At 74.0% G+C, this 19,861-nt stretch carries 17 protein-coding genes; 9 read left to right on the forward strand and 8 right to left on the reverse strand.

Annotated elements, in window-relative coordinates:
* Positions 1-69: 69 nt before the first annotated feature.
* A complete protein-coding gene (locus tag WIS52_RS30530) occupies positions 70-1,773 on the reverse strand; it encodes a S9 family peptidase (RefSeq protein WP_349301893.1) in 1,704 nt (567 codons plus the stop codon).
* Positions 1,774-2,084: 311 nt separating this feature from the next.
* Here WIS52_RS30530 and WIS52_RS30535 point away from each other — a divergent pair, with 311 nt between their 5' ends.
* The 4 genes from WIS52_RS30535 to WIS52_RS30550 all read left to right on the forward strand — a co-directional run bounded on the left by WIS52_RS30535 (position 2,085) and on the right by WIS52_RS30550 (position 6,753).
* Positions 2,085-3,356, forward strand: a complete 1,272-nt coding sequence (locus WIS52_RS30535; RefSeq protein ID WP_379611734.1) for an ammonium transporter — start codon at positions 2,085-2,087, stop codon at positions 3,354-3,356.
* Between the two features lie 4 nt (positions 3,357-3,360).
* Positions 3,361-3,699: a P-II family nitrogen regulator gene (locus tag WIS52_RS30540; protein WP_349301895.1), complete on the forward strand. Its 339-nt coding sequence runs from the start codon at positions 3,361-3,363 to the stop codon at positions 3,697-3,699.
* A gap of 149 nt (positions 3,700-3,848) precedes the next feature.
* On the forward strand, positions 3,849-6,260 hold the full coding sequence (locus WIS52_RS30545) for a [protein-PII] uridylyltransferase (RefSeq protein ID WP_349301896.1): 2,412 nt from the start codon (positions 3,849-3,851) through the stop codon (positions 6,258-6,260).
* Between the two features lie 154 nt (positions 6,261-6,414).
* Complete coding sequence (locus WIS52_RS30550) at positions 6,415-6,753, forward strand: P-II family nitrogen regulator (RefSeq protein ID WP_349301897.1); 339 nt, start codon at positions 6,415-6,417, stop codon at positions 6,751-6,753.
* A gap of 11 nt (positions 6,754-6,764) precedes the next feature.
* Here WIS52_RS30550 and WIS52_RS30555 read toward each other — a convergent pair whose 3' ends face one another.
* From WIS52_RS30555 to WIS52_RS30585, 7 genes are all read right to left on the reverse strand, one after another.
* A complete protein-coding gene (locus WIS52_RS30555; protein ID WP_349301898.1) occupies positions 6,765-7,496 on the reverse strand; it encodes a response regulator in 732 nt (243 codons plus the stop codon).
* Positions 7,493-10,018 carry a DUF4118 domain-containing protein gene (locus tag WIS52_RS30560; RefSeq protein WP_349301899.1) on the reverse strand — a complete coding sequence of 842 codons (2,526 nt, stop codon included), beginning with the start codon at positions 10,016-10,018 and terminating at the stop codon, positions 7,493-7,495. Before WIS52_RS30560 ends, WIS52_RS30555 begins: the two co-directional genes overlap by 4 nt.
* A gap of 6 nt (positions 10,019-10,024) precedes the next feature.
* Positions 10,025-10,645, reverse strand: a complete 621-nt coding sequence (gene kdpC / locus WIS52_RS30565) for a K(+)-transporting ATPase subunit C (protein ID WP_349301900.1) — start codon at positions 10,643-10,645, stop codon at positions 10,025-10,027.
* A gap of 1 nt (position 10,646) precedes the next feature.
* Positions 10,647-12,704 (reverse strand): potassium-transporting ATPase subunit KdpB, encoded by a 2,058-nt coding sequence (gene kdpB / locus WIS52_RS30570; RefSeq protein WP_349301901.1) that lies wholly within the window; start codon positions 12,702-12,704, stop codon positions 10,647-10,649.
* Positions 12,701-14,362: a potassium-transporting ATPase subunit KdpA gene (gene kdpA, locus WIS52_RS30575; RefSeq protein WP_349301902.1), complete on the reverse strand. Its 1,662-nt coding sequence runs from the start codon at positions 14,360-14,362 to the stop codon at positions 12,701-12,703. Before kdpA ends, kdpB begins: the two co-directional genes overlap by 4 nt.
* Positions 14,359-14,484 (reverse strand): K(+)-transporting ATPase subunit F, encoded by a 126-nt coding sequence (gene kdpF, locus WIS52_RS30580; RefSeq protein WP_379611687.1) that lies wholly within the window; start codon positions 14,482-14,484, stop codon positions 14,359-14,361. Before kdpF ends, kdpA begins: the two co-directional genes overlap by 4 nt.
* A 366-nt stretch (positions 14,485-14,850) precedes the next feature.
* Positions 14,851-14,997 carry a hypothetical protein gene (locus WIS52_RS30585; RefSeq protein ID WP_349301903.1) on the reverse strand — a complete coding sequence of 49 codons (147 nt, stop codon included), beginning with the start codon at positions 14,995-14,997 and terminating at the stop codon, positions 14,851-14,853.
* A 67-nt stretch (positions 14,998-15,064) separates the two neighbouring features.
* Here WIS52_RS30585 and WIS52_RS30590 point away from each other — a divergent pair, with 67 nt between their 5' ends.
* The 5 genes from WIS52_RS30590 to rpsP all read left to right on the forward strand — a co-directional run bounded on the left by WIS52_RS30590 (position 15,065) and on the right by rpsP (position 19,849).
* Positions 15,065-15,658 carry an AAA family ATPase gene (locus WIS52_RS30590; RefSeq protein ID WP_349301904.1) on the forward strand — a complete coding sequence of 198 codons (594 nt, stop codon included), beginning with the start codon at positions 15,065-15,067 and terminating at the stop codon, positions 15,656-15,658.
* 10 nt (positions 15,659-15,668) lie between these two features.
* Entirely contained in the window at positions 15,669-17,237 is a 1,569-nt protein-coding gene (gene ffh, locus WIS52_RS30595; RefSeq protein WP_349301905.1) for a signal recognition particle protein, read from the forward strand.
* A 22-nt stretch (positions 17,238-17,259) separates the two neighbouring features.
* Entirely contained in the window at positions 17,260-18,375 is a 1,116-nt protein-coding gene (locus WIS52_RS30600; protein WP_349301906.1) for an amidohydrolase family protein, read from the forward strand.
* A complete protein-coding gene (locus WIS52_RS30605; protein WP_349301907.1) occupies positions 18,372-19,199 on the forward strand; it encodes a CPBP family intramembrane glutamic endopeptidase in 828 nt (275 codons plus the stop codon). The genes WIS52_RS30600 and WIS52_RS30605 overlap by 4 nt, the downstream gene beginning before the upstream one ends.
* Positions 19,200-19,348: 149 nt before the next feature.
* The gene (rpsP, locus tag WIS52_RS30610; protein WP_349301908.1) at positions 19,349-19,849 is read left to right on the forward strand and encodes a 30S ribosomal protein S16; all 501 of its coding nucleotides are present in this window, start codon (positions 19,349-19,351) and stop codon (positions 19,847-19,849) included.
* Positions 19,850-19,861 lie beyond the last annotated feature (12 nt).

Genomic DNA, 19,861 nt, shown 5'->3' on the forward strand with positions numbered 1-19,861 from the left:
GCGGTCATCGCGTGATCTCGCTTCTTGGGTGCTGTGAGAGGTGTTCAAGAAGATCACGCGGTGGCCGCCCTACACGAGGTTCCGCCCGTCGCCGGGCCGGTCACACACCACTCTGCTGGACGCCACTGGGATCTCCGGGTCGCCGAGGTAGCCGTACCAGCTGTTGGCGTTGTAGGCCCGGGTGAACGGCGGCAGCGCCCGCAGCGCGGCCACGAGGTCGGAGACGCCCACGTAGTCGATCGCGGCGGCGAACCGCTCGGGTTCGGTGGCGATGGCGAACAGGGTGGCGTAGCCGCCGTAGGAGACCCCGGAGATGCCGATCCGGTCCGGGTCGGCGTACCCCTGCGCGATCGCCCACTCGACGGCGTCGACGAGGTCGTCGTGCATCGCCCGGCCGGTCTCGCCGACGGCCGCGGTCAGGTGCCGGCGGCCGTACCCGATGGAGCCGCGGTAGTTGACCTGCAGCACCGCGTAGCCGCGGTTGGCCAGCAGCTGGACCTCCGGGTTGAACCCCCAGAAGTCCTGCGACCACGGGCCGCCGTGCACCAGCAGCACCATCGGCAGGTCCCGGGGCTCCACGCCGACCGGCAGCGTGAGGTAGCCGGGCAGCTCGAGCCCGTCGCGGGCCGGGACGCGCACCGGTGTCATCGGGGCCATGTCCTCGGGGTCCAGGTCCGGGAACGGCCGGCCCAGCCGGCGCCGCTCGCCGGTGGCGTGGTCGTAGAACCAGGTCACACCCGGCTCGCGGTCGTGGCCGAAGGTCGCGACCCAGCGCCGGCCCTCCTCGTCCGACGACAACGTCCCCAGCACCCCGTCGGACAGCGTCGCCAGCTCGGCGTAGACCTCGGCGAACCGCGGGTCGAGGACCTCGATGTGCGGACGGTCGTCGGCGAAGCGGGCGGCGATCGGCTCACCGGTGCGCCGGTCGGTGTACACGACGGGCGGCAGGACGCCGGGGGCCATGATGCCCATGACGTCGAGACTGCGGCCCCGGGCGGCGGCGACGACGGTCTCCTCACCCGTCTCCCGGTCGAGGCGGACCAGCCGCAGGTCGTCCCCGTCGGGGGCGTACGAACCCAGCAGCAGCCCGTCGCCGTCCGGGGTCACCAGCTGCGGGTGCACGCCCAGCGGGTACTCCGTCCCGCCGATCCGGCGCAGCAGCCGGGCGGCCCCGGTGGTGCGGTCGACCCCGGAGACGGCGATCGTGCCGTCGGGCTCCGTCACCACCTCGAACGCCGGGCGGCCCTCGCGGTCGAGCAGGACGCCGACCTGCGGGTCGGCCTGCTCCTGGTGCAGCGTGACCTCGCCGGTCGCGACGTCGACGCGGAACACGTCGAAGTGGGCCGGGCGGCGGTTCATCGTGACCAGCACGCTGCCCGGGACCGAGGGCAGCGGCTCGACGGCGAACACCCGCGACCCCGGGTCCATCGGGGTCAGGTCGACGGCGGGCTCCTCCGGCCGGTCCAGGTCGACCCGGTGCAGGTGGAAGTCCTCGTTGCCGTCGGTGTCCTGCAAATAGAGCAGCCGGCGGGGGTCGTCGGTCCAGTAGTAGGTGAAGATCCCGCGGCGGGTGTCGTGGGTGACCGGCACCGCGTCGTCGTGGGTCTCGTCGATGCCGCGGACCCAGATGTTGCGCCGCCCGCGGTGCGGGGCGAGGTACGCGAGCCGGGTGCCGTCCGGGGAGATCTGCGGGACGAGGAACCCCGGGTCGGCGAAGAACTCCTCGACCTCGATCAGCTCCGGGGGCGCGCTCTGCGGCGTCGACGTGGTCATGGTCGCCACTGCACACCGTGCCGCCGCGGCACGGTCAAGCAGTCCGATGCGGACGTCGTTGCGCCGTGTGGGGGCTCACAAAGAAGACCGTCCGGGCGACAAAGCGTCCCCGGAGCGCAGTTGTGTAACAGAACCGTCATGCATAAACCGGGCCTGTTAACCGGTGTGAAACGAATCGGCGCCCAGCGCGAAACACGCGATCACCATTCTTCCCACCCAGTCAGACATGACAGACGTGGGAGGGATGGAAGCTCGTGGAAGGGCTCAACAGCGGTGATACCGCATGGATCTTGACGTGTGCGGCGTTCGTCATGCTCATGACGCCGGGCCTGGCACTGTTCTACGCAGGACAGGCCGGGGCCAAGAGCGTCCTGAACATGATGATGATGGTCTTCAGCGCGCTCGGCGTCGTCGGCGTCCTGTGGATCCTGTACGGCTACTCGATGGTGTTCGGTCCGGACATCGGCCTCGGACTGCTCGGTAACCCGGCCAGCTACTTCGGCCTGACTGCCATCCTGGAGAACGACGAGGCCTCCGAGCTGGTTCCGACGCTCGCGATCGTCGGCTTCCAGGCGATGTTCGCCATCCTCACCACCGCGCTGATCGCGGGTGCGGCGGCGAGCCGGATGAAGTTCGGCGCCTGGATCCTGTTCTCCGCCCTGTGGGCGACGCTGGTCTACTTCCCGGTCGCGCACTGGGTCTTCGACCTCGACCAGGGCTGGATCGCCACCAGCCTGGGCGCCCTGGACTTCGCCGGTGGTACCGCGGTCCACATCAACGCCGGTGTCGCCGCCCTGGTGCTCTGCATCATCATGGGCAAGCGTCGCAACTGGCCGCGGGAGGCCGCCCGCCCGCACAACCTGACCATGGTCATGCTGGGTGCCGGCCTCCTCTGGTTCGGCTGGTTCGGCTTCAACGCCGGTTCCGCCGGTGCGGCCGACTGGGCCGCGGGCTTCGCCTTCACCAACACCGTCGCCGCGACCGCCGCCGCCATCCTCGGCTGGCTGCTCTACGAGCGGATCCGCTACGGCAAGGCCACCTCGCTGGGTGCCGCCTCGGGCATCGTGGCCGGTCTGGTCGCCATCACCCCGGCCGCCGCGGCCATCTCGCCGATCGGTGCGCTGATCGTCGGCGGTATCGCCGGTGTGCTGAGCGCCTGGGCGGTGGGCCTGAAGTACAAGCTGGGCTACGACGACTCGTTCGACGTCGTCGGCGTGCACCTGGTCGCCGGCCTCTGGGGCACCGTGGCCATCGGCTTCTTCGGCACCGCGGTCGCGCCGGACGCCACCGACGGCCTGTTCTACGGCGGCGGCGTGACCCAGCTGGGTATCCAGGTGCTCGCCGCGCTGGCCACCATCGTCTACTGCGCCGTGGTCACCACGATCATCGTGCTCGTCGTCAAGGCCACCCTGGGCCTGCGGGTCGACGACGACGAGGAGCTCGCCGGCATCGACGAGGGCCAGCACGCCGAGACCGGCTACGAGTTCTCCGGCCTGCGGGGCGGCAGCGGTCTGAGCACCGCCACCGCGCCGACGACCGGCTCGGCGCCCTCGGAGGCCCCCACCGCCACGAAGGAGGGCTGAGCCGATGAAGCTCGTCACCGCCATCGTCAAGCCGTTCGTCCTCGAGGACGTCAAGGGCGCGCTGGAGCAGATCGGTGTCCTCGGACTGACCATCAGCGAGGTCCAGGGCTACGGTCGCCAGAAGGGTCACACCGAGGTCTACCGGGGTGCCGAGTACTCCGTCGACTTCGTCCCGAAGGTCCGGGTGGAGGTCGTCGTGGACGACGCTCTGCTGGACAAGGTGGTCGACGGGATCGTCGAGGCCGCCCGCACCGGCAAGATCGGTGACGGCAAGGTCTGGGTGACCGCGGTCGAGACCGTGGTGCGCGTCCGGACCGGCGAGCGCGGCGCCGACGCCATCTGAGTCGGAGTTGCTCCGTCTCCTGTGACAGACGCGAGACCGGACGGGCCCGTCGTTCCCCGCAGGGAGCGGCGGGCCCGTCCGCCGTCCGGACCCGATCCGGACATCGGACCCGGAACCGGGCCGATCGGTGCAAGACGACAGGGAGTGCGATGACGGTCCTCGGGTCGGGCGAGGCGGCGGACCTGGTCAGGGCGAGAACGGTGCTGCTGGAGTCCAACGGCCGGCACCACCACGGTCCGGAGGCGCTCCGGGCGGCACTGGTGGACCTGCACGACTTCTGGCTCTCGTCCCGTTGCGCCACACTCGGGTTCGGCGGCGACGGCAGCGGAGCCGCCCTCGTCGCCGTCGGGGCGCTCGGCCGCCGCGAGCTGTGCCCGTACTCCGATCTCGACCTCGTCCTGCTGCACGACGGGCGCAAGGGCATCGACACCCTCGCCGAGCAGCTCTGGTACCCGCTCTGGGACGCCGGGATCGGCCTCGACCACTCCGTCCGCACCCCCGGCCAGGCCGTCCAGATCGCCACCACCGACCTGCGGGCCGCGATGGGGCTGATCGAGACCCGGCACATCGCCGGGGACGGCAAGCTCTCGGCGAAGGTCCGCGACGCCGTCCGGCAGGCGTGGCGGGCCGGGATGCGCAGCCGGTTCGACGAGATCGTCGAGACCACCGCCGAGCGGTGGCGCCGCAACGGTGACGTCGCCCACCGCATCGAGCCCGATCTCAAGAGCGGGCACGGCGGCCTGCGCGACATCCAGCTGCTCGACGCCCTGGCCACCGCCCAGCTCGTCGACCGGCCCTCGGCCGAGGTCGTGGCGGCGCGCACGCTGCTGCTCGACGTGCGCACCGAGCTGCACCGGCGGTCCGGCCGGGCGCACGACGTGCTGCGCGCCCAGGACGCCGACGACATCGCGGCCGAGCTGGAGATCGGTGACCGGTTCGAGCTCGCCCGGTCGCTGTCCGGCGCCGCCCGCGCGGTCGCCTTCGCCACCGAGGTCGGGCTGCGCCAGGCCCGCAACGCGCTCCCGAAACGGGGGCTGGCCGCGCTGCGCCGGGCCCCGGTCCGGCGCCCGCTGGACTCCGGCGTCGTCGAGCACGGCGGCGAGGTCGGCCTGGCCCGGGACGCCTCGGCGGCGAAGGACCCGGCGCTCGTCCTGCGGGTCGCCGCGACCGCCGCGCGGACCGGTCTGCCGATCTCGGCGGGCACCCTGACCCGGCTCGCCGACACCGCCCCCGAGCTGCGCACGCCGTGGCCGCGTGCCGCGCTCGCCGAGCTGCTCGCGCTGCTCGGCACCGGCGAGGCGATGGTCGGGGTGATCGAGTCGCTGGACCGCACCGGGCTGTGGGGCCGGCTGTTCCCGGAGTGGGGCGCGGTGCGCGACCTGCCCCCGCGCGACCGCACCCACGTCTGGACCGTCGACCGGCACCTCGTCGAGGTGTGCGTCCGCGCCGCCGCGCTGACCACCCGGGTCCCGCGGCCGGACCTGCTGCTGGTCGGTGCGCTGCTGCACGACATCGGGAAGGGCCGCGGTGGCGACCACTCGGTCGTCGGCGAGTCGCTGGTGCGCCAGATCGGGGAACGGCTGGGACTGCGCGACGACGACGTCGTGCTGCTCGCCGCGATGGTCCGACACCACCTGCTGCTGCCGCACACCGCGACCCGCCGCGACCCCGACGACCCGGCGACGGTCGCCCGGGTGCTGGACACCCTGCGCGGCGCGGTCGGCGACGGCGGCGACCGGGCGGTCGCCGTGCTCCTCGAACTGCTCGACGCCCTCGCCGAGGCCGACTCGCTGGGGACCGGCCCCGGGGTGTGGAGCCCGTGGCGGCGGACCCTGGTCCGCGAGCTCACCGGGCGGTGCCTGACCGAGCTCGACGGGCGCCCGTTCGACGCGCCCGGCCCGGACGACCCGGAGCACGCCGAGCTGGCGCGCTCGGTGCGCGCCGACGGCGGTCCCCAGGTCGTCTTCCACTCGGGCGACGACGTCGCGACCGTGACCGTCGCGCTCCCGGACCGGCGCGGTGCGCTCTCCGCGACCGCCGGGGTGGTCGCTCTGCACTCGCTGCAGGTGCACACCGCGGGGCTCACGGTCGAGGACGGGGACGGGGGACCGGTCGCCATCCAGACCTTCGCCGTCACCCCGCGCTTCGGCGGGCTGCCCGATCCGGCGCTGGTCCGCTCCGACCTCGTCCGGGTGCTCGCCGGGACCCTCGAGCTGGACGCGGCGCTGGCCCGCAAGGAACGGGACTACGCGCCGTCGGCACCCGGGGTGGAGCGGACCGCCCCGCCGCGGGTGCTGTGGTTCGACGACGAGGCGACCGGGGCGGTGGTGCTGGAGCTGCGCGCCACGGACCGGATCGGGTTGCTGCACCACGTCACGGCCGCCCTGGAGCGCAGCGGGGTGGACCTGGTGTGGGCCCGGGTGGAGACGCTCGGCGCCTCGGTCGTCGACTCGTTCGGCATCGCGGGGAGCCCGGACCGGGCCGCGCGCCGGGAGATCGAACGCACGGTCCTCGGGGTCGCCGCGGGCCGGCGCGAACGGGCCCGCGCCGGCGACCGCTGAGCGGCCGGCACCGGGCAGCGGCCCGTACCGGTTGGGTCACGACACGGGGTGCCGGTGGTGATCGTCTCCCGCGATCGGCCGGACGGCGGGATGCTGGCCTCCGCGCCGTCGGCGACGACCGGGCGCACGCTGCCAGGACTCCGGAGGGAGAGCCATGAAGCTGGTGACCGCGATCGTCAAGCCGTTCGTGCTGGGCGAGGTGAAGGACGCCCTCGAGGGGCTCGGCGTGGCCGGGCTGACCACCTCGGAGGTGCAGGGGTTCGGCCGGCAGAAGGGGCACACCGAGGTGTACCGCGGTGCGGAGTACTCGGTCGACTTCGTGCCGAAGATCCGGGTCGAGGTCGTGGTGGACGACGAGCACGCCGAGCGGGTGCTGCAGGCCGTGGTCGACGCGGCACACACCGGGAAGATCGGCGACGGGAAGGTCTGGGTGACCACGGTCGACGACGTCGTGCGGGTGCGGACCGGCGAGCGCGGCACCGACGCGCTCTGACCGCCCGGCAGTCAGCTCGCGGTGTCGCCGGGCTCCAGGCGGTACCCCATGCCCGGCTCGGTCAGCAGGTGGCGGGGCCGGGACGGCTCCGCCTCGAGCTTGCGGCGCAGCTGCGCGAGGTGGACCCGCAGGTAGTTGGTGCGGTCCTCGTAGCGAGGGCCCCACACGTGCGTCAGCATGTCCCGCTGCGACACGAGCCGGCCCGGGTGCCGGGCGAGCATCTCGAGCATGCCCCACTCGGTGGGGGTGAGGTGCACGTTCTCGCCGGCCCGCCGGACCCGCTTGCGTCCGAGGTCGACCTCCACCTCGCCGAAGGAGACGGTGCGCTCGCCGGGCCCCGGCGTCGTGGCCGCGCGGCGGACCGCGGCCCGTAGCCGGGCGAGGAGCTCGGGCATCCCGAACGGCTTGGTGACGTAGTCGTCGGCGCCGGTGTCCAGCGCGGTGACCGTGTCCGCCGAGCCGGTCCGCGCGGACAGCACCACGATCGGCACCTCGGACCAGCCGCGGATCCCGGCGATCACGTCGGTGCCGTCGAGGTCGGGCAGCCCCAGGTCCAGCACGACGACGTCGGGGCGCAGGTCACCGACCGCCCGCAGCGCGGAACGGCCGTCCCCGGCGACGGCGACGTGGTAGCCGTGCGCGGTCAGGTTGATCCGCAGCGCGCGGGCGATCTGCGGGTCGTCGTCGACCACCAGCACGCGCACCGCGCGGCCGTCCGGTCCCGGGCCGTCCGGTCCGGTCACGGCCGGGCCCCGCCGGGCCCGGGCACGGCCGGGACGGCGACCGGCAGCGAGATCACGGTCGTCAGCCCGCCACCGGGGGTGTCCTCGGCGGACAGCGAGCCGCCCATCACCTCGGTGAGACCGCGGGCGACCGAGAGCCCCAGCCCGATCCCGCCGGTACGGCGGTCGCCGAGCCGCTGGAAGGGCGCGAACAGGTGCTCGCGCTGCGCCGGCGTGAGGCCCGGACCGCGGTCGGTCACCCGCAGCTCCGCCCGGCCGCCGTGCGCGCTCGCCCGCAGCGTGACCGGAGCCCCCCGCCCGTGCCGCAGCGCGTTGTCGACCAGGTTCGCGACGACCCGTTCCAGCAGCCCGACGTCGGCCACGACGTCGGGCAGGTCCTCCGCGAGCTCCAGCCCGGCCCGCTGCGCGCCGGGCAGCCCGTGCAGGGCGCGGGCCACGACCTCGTCGTAGCCGACCGCCTCCCGCAGCGGCTCGACCGCGCCGGCCGCCAGCCGCGACGAGTCGAGCAGGTTGCCGACCAGCCCGGTCAGCCGGTCGACCGACTCCTCGACGGTCTCCAGCAGCTCGGCCCGGTCGGCGTCGGGCAGCCGCAGCGCGGGATCGCGCAGGCTCCCGACGGCGGCCTTGATCGAGGTCAGCGGGCTGCGCAGGTCGTGCCCGACCGCGGACAGCAGCGCCCCGCGGGTCTCGTGCGCCTCCGCCCGCCGCTGCGCCCGACGCGCCTCGTCGGCCGCCTTCTCGCCGCGCAGCGCGAGCAGCGCCTGCCCGCCGACGGTCTCCAGCAGCCGCCGGTCCCTGGCCGGCAGCGACCGGCCGTCGCCGACGAGGTGCAGCCCCGGCTCGACGGCGACGTCGACGTCGGCGTCCTCCGGCCGCGCGCACCCCGGGGGACCGGCGCCGGCGACCCGGCTCCACCGGGTGCCGTCGCGCTCGAGCAGGCCGACCGACCGCAGCCCGAACGCCTCGCGCACCTTCTCCAGCAGCCGTGGCAGCGGGTCGGAGCGGGTCAGCACGGTCCGGGCGAACGACGCCAGCAGCGTCGCCTCCGCCCGGGCCCGGGCGGCCTGCTCGCCGCGCCGGGCCGCCCGGTCGACCACCAGCGCGACGAGCACGGCGACGAGCAGCATCGCGACGAGGGTGACGACGTTCTCCGGCGCGCCGACCCGCAGCGAGTACAGCGGCGGGGTCAGGAAGAAGTTGAGCAGCAGCCCGCCGAACAGGGCGGCGACCAGTGCCGGGCCGAGGCCGCCGACGAGCGCCGCCGCGACCGTCGCGAGGAAGAACAGGACGACGTCGGTCGAGAGCCCCACGACCCGGGTGAGAGCGACCCCGAGCAGGGTCGCCACCGGCGGCGCGAGCAGGGCCACGGCCCAGCCCGCGAGGTGCCGGCGGCCCGGCACCTCGCTGCGCAGCGACGGCAGGCGCAGCGCCGAGCCGGCCGCGGCGTGGGTGACCATGTGCACGTCGATCGAGCCCGAGTCCCGCACCACCCGGGCCCCGATGCCCGGGTCGAACAGCCGGGCCAGCCGGGAGCGGCGCGACGTGCCGAGCACGAGCTGGGTGGCGTTGGCGCCACGGGCGAACTCCAGCAGCGCCGCGGTCACCCCCGCCGCGCCGCTGTCACCGACCACGGTGTGGAAGGTGGCGCCGAGGTCGTCGGCCAGGGTCCGCAGGGCGTGCACCGCGGCGACCGGGGGACCGGCCAGCCCGTCGCCGCGCAGCACGTGCACGGCGAGCAGGTCCGCCCCGCCGGCCCGGGTCGCGATCCGCGCGGCACGGCGGAGCACCGCCTCGGACTCGTGGCCGCCGGTCAGCGCGACCACCACCCGTTCCCGGGTCTCCCAGGTCTCGGTGATGTGCTGGTCGCGGCGGTGCCGGCGGAGCGCGACGTCCACCTCGTCGGCCACCCACAGCAGGGCGAGCTCGCGCAGCGCGATCAGGTTGCCGACCCGGAAGTAGTTCGCCAGCGCGGCGTCGATCCGCTCCGCGGGGTAGACGTTGCCGTGGGCGAGCCGGCGGCGCAGCGCCTCCGGGGTGAGGTCGACCAGCTCGACCTGCTCGGCGCGGCGGACGAACCCGTCCGGGACGGTCTCCCGCTGCCGGACCCCGGTGATCCGCTCGACGACGTCGCCGAGGGACTCCAGGTGCTGCACGTTGACCGTGGAGAGCACGTCGATGCCGGCGTCGAGGATGTCCCGGACGTCCTGCCAGCGCTTGGGGTGCGCCGAGCCGGGCGCGTTGGTGTGCGCGAGCTCGTCGACCAGCACCACCTCGGGCCGGCGGGCGAGCACCGCCGCGACGTCGAGCTCGTCGCCGACCGGGGTGTGGCGCCGGGGGAGCAGCTCGAGGCCGTCGAGCAGCGCGGCGGTCCGGTCCCGGCCGTGCGTCTCGACGACCCCGGCGACGACGTCGGTGCCCCGCTCACGCCGCCGGTGCGCCTCGCACAGCATCGCGTAGGTCTTGCCCACGCCGGGGGCGGCGCCCAGGTGGATCCGGAGCGTGCCCGGCGGCCCGGCCGTCATCCGTCCTCACCCGCCCTGTCGTGCGTCCGCGACCGCGAGGTTCAGTTCCGTCACGTTCACGTGGGGCTCTCCCAGGAACCCGAGTATGCGCCCGCTGCTCGCCCGCGCGACGAGGTCCTCGACCCGGGCCACGGGCAGCCCGGTGACCCGGGCGACCCGGTCCACCTGCAGGGCCGCGTACTCCGGGCTGATGTCCGGGTCCAGCCCCGAGCCCGACGCGGTCACCGCATCGGGCGGCACGGCGGCCGGGGCCACCCCCTCGCGGGCCGCGATCAGGGCGCGGCGCCCGGCGACGGTGTCGCGCAGCCGCGGGGAGTCGCCGGCCAGGTTCGACCCGCCGGACGTCGCGGTGTCGGCCGGGCCGAGCGCGCCGTCCGCCGAGGCCGAGGGCCGGGTGTGGAACCACGGGTCCGCGGCGGGGTCGGCCGGGACCGGGTCGACGCCGATCAGCGACGACCCGGCGACCGTGCCGCCCCGCTCGATCACCGATCCCTCGGCGTGGCCGTGCAGCCCCGGGAGCCGGGAGACGCCCCAGACCGCGAGCGGGTAGGCGATCCCGCAGAGCACGGTGAGTACGAGCAGCAGGCGCAGACCGGTGAGGGTCTGCCGGCGCAGTGTGGAGAGCACGTCACATCCCCGGGAGCAGTCGGACCAGCAGGTCGATGAGGTAGATCCCGGCGAACGGCACCAGCACCCCGCCCAGGCCGTAGACCAGCAGGTTCCGGCGCAGCAGGCTCGACGCCGGGCCCGGCCGGTACCGCACGCCGCGCAGCGCGAGCGGGATCAGCGCCACGATGACCAGCGCGTTGAAGATCACCGCGGAGAGGATCGCGGACCGGGGTGAGTGCAGTCCCATCACGTTCAGCAGGCCGAGCGACGGGTACAGGGTCGCGAACATCGCGGGCAGGATCGCGAAGTACTTGGCCAGGTCGTTCGCCACCGAGAACGTGGTCAGCGCGCCCCGGGTGATCAGCAGCTGCTTGCCGATCCGCACGATCTCGATCAGCTTGGCCGGGTCGGAGTCGAGGTCGACCATGTTGCCGGCCTCCTTGGCCGCGGCCGTCCCGGTGTTCATCGCGACGCCGACGTCGGCCTGCGCGAGCGCCGGCGCGTCGTTCGTGCCGTCGCCGGTCATCGCGACCAGCCGCCCGCCCTCCTGCTCGGCGCGGATCCGGGCCATCTTGTCCTCGGGCGTGGCCTCGGCGATGTGGTCGTCGACGCCGGCCTCGGCGGCGATCGCCCGGGCTGTGCGGGGGTTGTCCCCGGTCACCATCACCGTGCGGACCCCCATCGAGCGCAGCTCGGCGAACCGCGCCGCGATGCCGGGCTTGACGACGTCGGACAGCCGGATCACGCCGAGCACCCGGTCGTCGGAGGCGACCAGCAGGGGCGTCCCGCCCTCGTCGGAGACGACCGCGACCAGCCGGTCCACCTCGCCGCTGCGCACCCCGGTCGCCGCGAGCACGGACGAGGCGGCGCCCTTGCGGATCCGCCGGCCGCCGAGGTCGATCCCGGACATGCGGGTCTGCGCGGTGAAGGGGACGAACTCCGCGCGGGCCTCGTCCGGCGACGCCTCCGCGGGTAGCCCGTGCTCCCGCGCACAGAGCTCGACGACGCTGCGCCCCTCGGGGGTGTGGTCGGCCAGGCTGGACCGCCGCGCCGCGACCGCGAGGTCGTGCGCGTCGTGGCCGAGCACCGGGATCAGCTCGGTGGCCCGCCGGTTGCCGAAGGTGATCGTCCCGGTCTTGTCGAGCAGCAGGGTGTCGACGTCGCCGGCGGCCTCGACCGCGCGGCCGGAGGTGGCCAGCACGTTGCGCTGCACCAGCCGGTCCATGCCCGCGATCCCGATCGCCGAGAGCAGGGCGCCGATCGTGGTGGGGATCAGGCAGACCAGCAGCGCGACCAGGACGACGACGTCCTGCGGTCCGCCGGCGTAGGCGCTCATCGGCTGCAGCGCGACCACCGCGAGCAGGAAGATCACCGTGAGCGCGGCGAGCAGGATGGTCAGCGCGATCTCGTTCGGCGTCTTCTGCCGGGCCGCCCCCTCGACCAGCACGATCATCCGGTCCACGAAGGACTCCCCGGGTGCCGCGGTGATCTCGACGACGATCCGGTCCGACAGCACCGTGGTGCCGCCGGTGACGCTCGAGCGGTCCCCACCCGCCTCCCGCACCACGGGCGCGGACTCGCCGGTGATCGCGGACTCGTCGACGGTGGCGATCCCGGAGACGACGTCGCCGTCGCCGGGCACGCTCTCCCCCGCCTCGACGACGACCCGGTCCCCGACCCGCAGGTCGGCCCCGCCGACGCGCTCCTCGCACCCGGCGGCGGTGAGCCGGCGGGCCACCGTGTCCCGCCGGGATCGGCGCAGCGTGTCGGCCTGCGCCTTCCCGTTGCCCTCGGCCACGGCCTCGGCGAGGTTCGCGAACAGCACCGTGAACCAGAGCCACACCGCGATCAGCCAGCCGAACAGCGACGGGGCGACGATCGCGTCCAGCGTGACCAGCACCGACCCGGCCCACACCACGAACATGACCGGGTTGCGCCGCTGGGTCCGCGGGCCGAGCTTGCGCAACGCGCCGGGCAGCGCGGCCACGAGCTGGGCCGGCCGGAACGCGCCGGCCCGCGCGGGGGAGCGGGTGCCCGCCGGTCCGGCCGGGGACCGTTCCAGGGTCGGGGTGGTCATGCGAGTGCCTCCGCGAGCGGTCCCAGCGCGAGCGCCGGGAAGAAGGTGAGGGCGGCGACCAGGACGACCGTCCCGGCGAGCAGCACGCCGAACAGCGGCTCGTCGGTGGCCAGCGTCCCGGCGCCGGGTCCGACGCGGCGCTGCCGGGCGAGCGCACCGGCGAGCGCGAGTACCGCGAGGATCGGGACGAACCGGCCGAACAGCATGGCCAGCCCGAGCGCGACCTGGAAGAAGTCGCCCGTCGCGGTGAGGCCGGCGAAGGCCGACCCGTTGTTGTTGGCCGCGCTGGCGAACGCGTAGAGGACCTCGGAGAAGCCGTGCGCGCCGTCGTTGGTCAGCGCGTCGAGGGTCCCGGGCAGGGCGACGGCGGTCCCGGTGCCGAGCAGGACCAGCGCCGGCATGGCGAGCACCGCCGGCACCGCCGCGGTGACCTCCCGGCGGCCGAGCTTCTTGCCCAGGTACTCCGGGGTGCGCCCGACCATGAGGCCGGCCAGGAAGACCGCGACGATCGCGAGCACCAGGATCCCGTAGAGCCCGGAGCCGACCCCGCCCGGCGCGATCTCACCGAACAGGATGTTCAGCAGGAGCACACCGCCCGCGCCGCCGGTGACGCTGTCGTGCATCGCGTTCACCGCACCCGTCGAGGTCCCGGTGGTCGACACCGCGAACAGCACCGAGCCCGGGATCCCGAACCGGACCTCCTTGCCCTCGGTCGCCGCCCCGGCGGCGAGCGCCGCTGCGCCGTTCGGGTGGGTCTCGGCGAACCAGGCGAGGGCGAGCATCGCGCCCCACAGCACGCCCATCACCGACAGCAGCACCGTGCCCTGCCTGCGGTCGCCGACCAGCCCGCCGAAGGTGCGGGTGAGGCAGACCGGGATCACCAGCATCAGGAAGATCTCGAACACGTTGGTCAGCGCGCTCGGGTTCTCGAACGGGTGCGCGGAGTTGGCGTTGTAGATCCCGCCGCCGTTGGTGCCGAGCAGCTTGATCGCCTCCTGGGAGGCCGTCGGCGCCATCGGCAGCGTGTACGCCGCCCCGTCGACCCCGCGGACGTCGACGCCGGCGCGCAGCGACATCGTCACGCCCATCGCGACGAGCAGCACCGCCGCGACGAGGGAGAAGGGCAGCAGGATCCGGACGACGCCGCGGGTGAGGTCCACCCAGACGTTCCCGATCCGGTCGTCGCCGGACCGGACGAACCCCCGCACCAGCGCGATCGCGACCGCCAGCCCGACCGCGGCCGAGACCACGTTCTGCACGGTGAGCCCGGCCGTCGCCACGGCGTCGCCCGTCGTCTGCTCGGGCACGTAGCTCTGCCAGTTCGTGTTGGTCACGAACGAGATCGCGGTGTTGAACGCCGTCGGCGGGTCCACCGCGCCACGGCCGGACGACAGCGGCAGCAGCGGCTGGAGCCGCTGCACCAGGTAGAGCAGCAGCACCGAGACGAACGAGAAGCCGAGCACGCCGGCGGCGTAGGTCGGCCAGCGCTGCCCGGCCCGCGGGTCGACGCCGGCCAGCCGGTACAGCGCGGTCTCGACCCGCAGGTCCCGCTCGTCGGTGAAGACCCGGGCCATGTGGTCGCCGACCGGGACGTAGCAGGCCCCGAGCAGGACGATCAGCAGGCCGGCCTGCAGGAGGCCGGCGACGACGTCGCTCACCTGGAGAACCTCTCCGGCCGCAGCAGCGCCACGACGAGGTGGACGAGCAGTGCGAACGCGACGACCCCGCCCACCACGTTCGCCACCAGGTCCGGGGCGCCCATCGTGATCACGGCACTCACCGGGATCACAGCCGTTCCAGGCCGCGCAGGCACAGGACCAGGACGGCGAACCCGCCGACCAGCAGCAGTGCGACGACCACATCGGACACCGGAACACCCCTCTCGCTCCGCTCACCGGACCGTCCGGCGAACGGTGCGAGCGTCCCGCCGCGGGAGGGGCCGGACGGGGTGGGTGAACGGAACCCTGACGCCGTGCCCGGGAACCTTGACGCGATCGTGACGCGGCCGCGACGGAGGTCACGCCGGGGGGATGCGGGAACCGAGCGGGATCATCCGCCGTTGTGGCGTTGCACGGAGTGTTCCGGGGGAAGCCGGGGCGCTGAGCGGCGGTCGGGGCGGGCCGTCCGATCCGGACGGCCGGGGTCTCTACGTCCGGCGGATGCAGCGCACCAGCCAGGCCGCCGCGATCAGGGTGGCGATCCCGCCGGTGACGAACGCCCCCACGACCAGCAGCATCACCCCGGCCGCGAGCAGCACGGCGGCGACGATCCACTCCAGCACGAGCAGGGCCACGCGATCCACCATGCCGGATGACGTGTCGCGGCGGAACGATTCGGCGACATCGACCGTTTCGTCACACATGACTACCGGCAGTGCCGACGCCGCACACCCCGTGACCGCCCCGTCCGACGGCGGGGGTGTGCGGCTGGTGCTGCCCGGCCGGACGCTGCTGCTGGTCGCGGGCCTGCCCGGGGCCGGCAAGTCCACGTTGCTGCAGTCCCTCGACGCCCCGGCCGGGACGCGGCTGCTCGACTCGGGCGCGGTGCGGACCCGGCTCGCACGGCTGCTCCCGCCCGGCACCCCGTATCCGGCCTACCGCTGGCTGACCCACCTCCTGCACCGCTCGGCCGTGGTGGCCGCGTGTCTGGGGCCCGCCGACACCGTCATCGTGCACCTGCCGGCGACCTCGGCCCGGGTGCGGACGGCGGTCCGGCTACTGGCCCGCGCCTGCGGGCGCGCGCCGCACCTGCTGTGGCTCGACGTGCCGCCCGACCTCGCCCTGCGGGGCCAGCGTGCCCGCGGCCGGGTGGTGCGGACCCGGCCGTTCGCCCGGCACGCCGCGCGCGCCGAGGGGGTCGGGTCGAGGGTGCGGGACGGCCGGGAACGCGGCTGGGCCTCGGTCCGCTCGACGGACCGGTCCGGCGCCCGCCGCGGCCTGGTACTGGCCAAGTAGGCTGGCAAGGGTGTTCGACTCCCTCAGCGAGCGGCTCGGATCCACGCTGCGCGACCTCCGCGGCAAGGGCCGGCTCTCCGACGCCGACATCGACGCCACCGCGCGCGAGATCCGGATCGCCCTGCTGGAGGCGGACGTCGCCCTGCCGGTGGTCCGCGCCTTCATCACGAAGGTCAAGGAACGGGCCAAGGGGGCGGAGGTCTCCGGTGCCCTGAACCCGGCCCAGCAGGTCGTCAAGATCGTCAACGAGGAGCTCGTCGCGATCCTCGGCGGCGAGACCCGGCGACTGAACCTGGCCAAGGAACCGCCGACGGTCATCATGCTGGCCGGTCTGCAGGGTGCCGGTAAGACGACCCTGGCCGGCAAGCTGGCCCGCTGGCTGAAGGGTCAGGGGCACACCCCGCTGCTGGTGGCCTGCGACCTGCAGCGCCCGAACGCGGTGAACCAGCTGCAGATCGTCGGTGAGCGCGCCGGGGTGCCGACGTTCGCGCCGCACCCGGGCGCCACCGGTTCCGGGGAGCTGCCCGAAGGCCCCGGTGACCCGGTCGGCGTCGCCCGCGACGGCATCGCGCACGCGAGGGACAAGCAGTACGACGTCGTCGTCGTCGACACGGCCGGCCGGCTCGGTGTCGACGAGGAGCTGATGCGCCAGGCGTCCGACATCCGGACCGCGGTGCAGCCCGACGAGGTCCTGTTCGTCGTCGACGCGATGATCGGTCAGGACGCCGTCGCCACCGCCGAGGCGTTCCGCGACGGGGTCGGGTTCACCGGCGTCGTCCTCACCAAGCTCGACGGCGACGCCCGCGGCGGCGCCGCGCTGTCCGTCCGTGAGGTCACCGGGCAGCCGATCCTGTTCGCCTCGAACGGGGAGAAGCTCTCCGACTTCGACGTCTTCCACCCCGACCGGATGTCCTCGCGCATCCTCGGGATGGGCGACCTGCTCACCCTGATCGAGCAGGCCGAGCAGGTCTTCGACGCCGAACAGTCCGCGGCCGCCGCGGCGAAGATCAGCTCCGGCGAGCTGTCGCTGGAGGACTTCCTGCAGCAGATGCTGCAGCTGCGCAAGATGGGGCCGATCGGCAACATCCTCAACATGCTCCCGGGGGCCGGCTCCGGGCAGATGAAGGCCGCCCTCGACCAGGTCGACGACCGCCAGGTCGACAAGCTGCAGGCCATCATCCGCGGCATGACCCCGGCCGAGCGGGACGACCCGAAGATCATCAACGCCTCCCGCCGGCTGCGGATCGCGAACGGGTCCGGCGTCACGGTCACCGACGTGAACGAGCTGGTGAACCGGTTCTTCGAGGCCCGCAAGATGATGAAGCAGATGGCCGGCCAGTTCGGCATGGGCGGTGGCGGTCGCAGCGCCACCAAGAAGGTGCCGAAGAACGCCCGTAAGGCGAAGCAGGCCAAGAAGGGCCGGCGCAGCGGGAACCCGGCCAACCGGGCCGGCCAGGGCGCCCCGGACCTGTCGAACATGCCGCCGAGCCTGCAGCAGCTGCCGCCCGGCCTCGGCGGGATGGACCAGCTGCCGGCCGGGTTCGACCCGTCGAAGCTGAACTTCGGCAAGAAGAAGTGACGCTCGCGTAGGGTCCGCTCGCATGGGTGATCTTCCTGCCGCAGGGTGGCGGCTGCGCGGAACGCTGCTGGGTCCGTCCGGCGCGTCATCGGTGGACCTGTACGTCGACGGCTCCGGGCGGATCAGCCCGGAACCGCTGCCCGGTGCCGAGGACCTGGTCACCTCCGGCTGGATCGTGCCCGGCCTGGTGGACGCGCACTGCCACGTCGGGCTCGGGCCGTCCGGCCCCGTCGACCTGGACGAGGCCGAGGACCAGGCCCGCACCGACCGGGACGCCGGCGCCCTGCTGCTGCGCGACTGCGGATCGCCGGTCGACACCAGCGCGCTGCAGGCCCGCGACGACCTGCCCGAGATCATCCGTGCCGGCCGGCACGTCGCCCGGCCCAAGCGCTACATCCCCGGCCTGGCCCGCGAGCTGGACGACCCGCGGCTACTCGTCGACGAGGTCCGCGCCCAGGCCGCCCGCGGCGACGGCTGGGTGAAGCTCGTCGGCGACTGGATCGACCGGGGTCTCGGCGCGGACGACGCCGACCTCGCCCCGCTCTGGCCGGACGACGTGCTGGCCGAGGCCATCGCCGCCGCGCACGACGCCGGCGCGCGGGTCACCGCCCACGTCTTCGGCACCGACGCGCTCCCCGGCCTGATCCGGGCCGGGATCGACTGCATCGAGCACGGCCCCGGCCTGACCGACGACCTGATCGCCGAGATGGCCGCCCGCGGCACCGCACTGGTCCCGACCCTGATCAACGTCGAGACCTTCCCGTCGATCGCGGAGATGGCGACGAAGTATCCGCGCTACGCCGGGCACATGCGCGACCTGCATACCCACGCCTGGGAGACGGTCGGGAAGGCGATCGAGGCCGGGGTACCGGTCTACGCGGGCACCGACGCCGGCGGCGGCATCGCGCACGGCCGGATCGCCGACGAGGTCGCCGAGCTGGCCCGGGCCGGGCACCCCGACCCGATCGGCGCCGCCAGCTGGGCGGCGCGCTCCTGGCTGGGCCGCCCGGCCGGCCCGGTGCCGGGCGCACCGGCGGACCTGGTCGTCTACGACCGTGATCCACGCGACGACCTCGGCGCGCTGCGGAGCCCGTCGGTGGTCGTGATGCGGGGACGTCCGGTATCTCTGGGGGCATGAGCTCTCCGCCCGGGCCGCCGGGCACGACCGGATCCGGTCCGGCCCCGTGGCCGTGGCCGCCGCAGCCCGGTGGCCCGCAGGGCGCGCCGCCGCCCGCGCGCGGGTCCGGTCTCGACCGGTTCGACCTGCGGCCCTCGCCGACCCCACGGGTCCGCTGGGGGCTGTGGGCCTTCGTGGTCGTGGAGGTCGTCTTTCTCGGCTCGTCCCTGCTGGTGGCGTGGGCGACCGGGGTCGACACCGCGGTGGAGGTGCTGCTCGCCCTCGCCGTCCCGACGATGCTGGCCGCCGGCACCTGCGTCCTGTGGACCCTGTGGCGGGGCGACGGGCCTGCGGTCGATCTCGGCCTGCGCTTCCGCTGGGAGGACGTCGGCGTCGGTCTGCTGATCGGGCTGGCCGGCCTGCTGGTCACCGTGCCGGCCGCGTTCGTCTACCTGTACTTCGTGGGCCCGGACGTCGGCACCTCGGTCGGCGTGGCGTTCGAGGGCATCGTGGCGTCCTGGCCGGTCGCGCTGGCGGTGATGTTCGGCGTCGTGGTGATCGCGCCGGTCTGCGAGGAGATCGTCTACCGCGGCCTGCTGTGGAACGCCGTCGCCAAGTGGGTCGCCAACCGGTGGGTGGTCTTCCTGATCACCACCGCGGTGTTCGCGATCGCGCACTTCGAGTTCCTGCGTGCGCCGCTGCTGTTCGTGGTGGCCCTGCCGCTCGGGATCGCGCGGATCCTCACCGGCCGGGTCACGGCGAGCATCGTCGCGCACGCGGTCAACAACTTCCTGCCCGGCCTGGCGCTGGCGCTGATGCTGGTCGGGGCCGTACCCACCCTCTGAGCGGGCATCTGGCAGAATGACGCGTCGGGCCCGTGGCCGGCCCTCTACCTGCCACGGCCGATGACCTTCGAGTGAGCGAGCCCGTAACCCCACGCGCGGCCGGCTGACTCATCGCAGCACGACACGATTCTCGCGAGGAGCACCACAGCGTGGCCGTCAAGATCAAGCTGATGCGTCTGGGCAAGATCCGCCAGCCGTACTACCGCGTCGTCGTCGCGGACTCCCGTACGCGCCGCAACGGCCGGGCCATCGAGACCATCGGCAAGTACCACCCGAAGAGCGAGCCGAGCCTGATCGAGATCGACTCGGAGCGCGCCCAGTACTGGCTGGGTGTCGGCGCCCTGCCGACCGAGACGGTGCAGAACCTGCTCGAGGTCACCGGCGACTGGCAGAAGTTCAAGGGCCTGCCCGGCACCGAGGGCACCCTCAAGCCGCAGCCGGAGAAGGTCGACAAGCTCGCCCGTTTCCAGAAGGCGCTGGCCGAGGCGAACGACGAGCCGAGCACGGCCGCCACCACGCCGAAGAAGAAGGGTGGCTCGTCCGAGCGCGCCGGCAAGACCGCCGACGCCGCCCCGGCCGAGGCCGCGACGAAGAGCGACGACGTCGCCGCCGCCACCAAGGACGCCGACGCGCCTGCCGCCGAGTCGTGACGACCGGCCTTC

The sequence above is a fragment of the Pseudonocardia nematodicida genome (assembly GCF_040105385.1).
Lineage (GTDB): Bacteria > Actinomycetota > Actinomycetes > Mycobacteriales > Pseudonocardiaceae > Pseudonocardia > Pseudonocardia nematodicida.